Source organism: Streptococcus suis (genome assembly GCF_002960625.1).
Taxonomy (GTDB): Bacteria; Bacillota; Bacilli; order Lactobacillales; family Streptococcaceae; genus Streptococcus; species Streptococcus suis_T.
Window position 1 is genome coordinate 1 of record NZ_POJH01000049.1, and the last position, 1,537, is coordinate 1,537.

At 40.7% G+C, this 1,537-nt stretch carries 1 protein-coding gene; it reads right to left on the reverse strand.

All coding sequences use genetic code 11. The annotated features are described in order from the left end of the window. Nucleotides 1-270 precede the first annotated feature (270 nt). Entirely contained in the window at nucleotides 271-1,434 is a 1,164-nt protein-coding gene (locus C1G49_RS10390) for an IS30 family transposase (RefSeq protein ID WP_105125608.1), read from the reverse strand. Between the last annotated feature and the right edge of the window lie 103 nt (nucleotides 1,435-1,537).

Consider the following 1,537-nt stretch of genomic DNA (forward strand, 5'->3'; position numbering starts at 1 on the left):
GGTAAATTCTCAAAGTAAGTTCTAGTTCCCGTCCATCTAGAAGTTACTCTGAGAAAACTGCATAAAACCAACAGAATTTAGTCTCAGACTAAGTTCTGTTTTTGCCTAAAATGCGGCTTCAAGGGTGTTTTAGGCTTGAAATTGTTGAAAAAAAGGGTACACTAAAGTTACTGGCTCTGAGACGTCTCAAAGTAAGTTCTAGTTATCTGGAATTTGGGATGGGACAAGTTCCTTTCTATTTTGAAATTATTTTTTAATAAAAACTAGTGATTATTTATTTAGTAATCGAGGTGATTGGATGACGTTCTCAGGGTCAATTTTAGAGATACCCAGAAGTGTTGCCACTTCCTCACCATAGGTAAATGTAAAGAGTTCATAAGCCGATTTTCCGTTGAAAGAAGCTCGTTTGACGCTGTTGACATGCGAACAAACTAGGTTGATGTCATCCTGTGTCAAGTTATCAAAGCTAGTTCCTTTAGGGAGAATATCTCTGATAAGCGTGTGATTCTTCTCAATTCTCCCCTTCTGGTCAGAACGATTGGGATCACAGAAGAAGAGTTTAGATTCTCCACGAACATCCATTTCGATATCGTCTACTCTGGCGAACTCACCGCCATTGTCGGTCAGAATGACAGGAAATATTTCGCAGAAATTCATCTCCTTCTGATGTAGGTCATTCTTGATAGCGTAGAGGTGTTTAGCGACCTCATTAGCTGTTTTATTATCAAGTAATCGAGCGAAGATAAAGTTACAGAAGGAGAGGTTAAAGGTGAGAAGCAGTTTTCCGCCGATCCGTCCAGTAACGGTGTCCATTTCCAGCCAATAGCTGATGCCTTTCTCTGTTAGAAAGCGTTGGAAGTCCTTGTAAGACCGCCCTTCTTTCGCTTTTTTAGGAATAGGAGGAAGATCTCTTGTTCGACGCTTTCTGAATTTCACGACACGAGGGAAATCAATAGGTTTTGTGGACAGATATCCTTTTTCAAGGTATCGGTAGATAGAAGCTCTGGATGCCGACAGTTCGTTTGAGGCGATGATGTGGTTGAGGTGTTGTCCCTTTTGGATGGCAGAAGAGACAATCTCGTCCATGCGATAGAATTCTTCTTTGTTTAGGGCAACACCTGTTCTCGACTCCGAGAGCTTAGCTTCATAGTCAAGCTGAGCTCTTTTGGCGTAGTAGAACTGTTTTTGGTATCCACAGTTCAATCTCTTTTTCGGACAGGCATTACAAACGTAGGGAGCCTTTTTGAGTAGAGGGCAGGCCTCGCAATTAGATGGCACAGAATTTTCTTTAACCACTCGATTTCTGCGAACTTCTTTTGAGATTGTGGACGGGTCTTTTCCTAGCTTAGCAGCTATAGCTGAGAAGGGCTTTAGCTGTTCAATTCCTATTTGAATATCATTGCGATCAGAGAGAGTTAAGTGTTTGTTTTTCATTATTAGTTACCAACTTGTCCCATAGTAAGTTCTAGCTTATTTTTTTGTCTCAGTCTAATTTCCAGTTTTGGCGTTAGACTAGAACTTACTTTGAGAATTTAGG

What these genes read in the sequence shown, in the direction of transcription:
- C1G49_RS10390 (WP_105125608.1), bottom strand. Translation starts at nt 1,434, where the DNA reads ATGAAAAACAAACACTTAACTCTCTCTGATCGCAATGATATTCAAATA.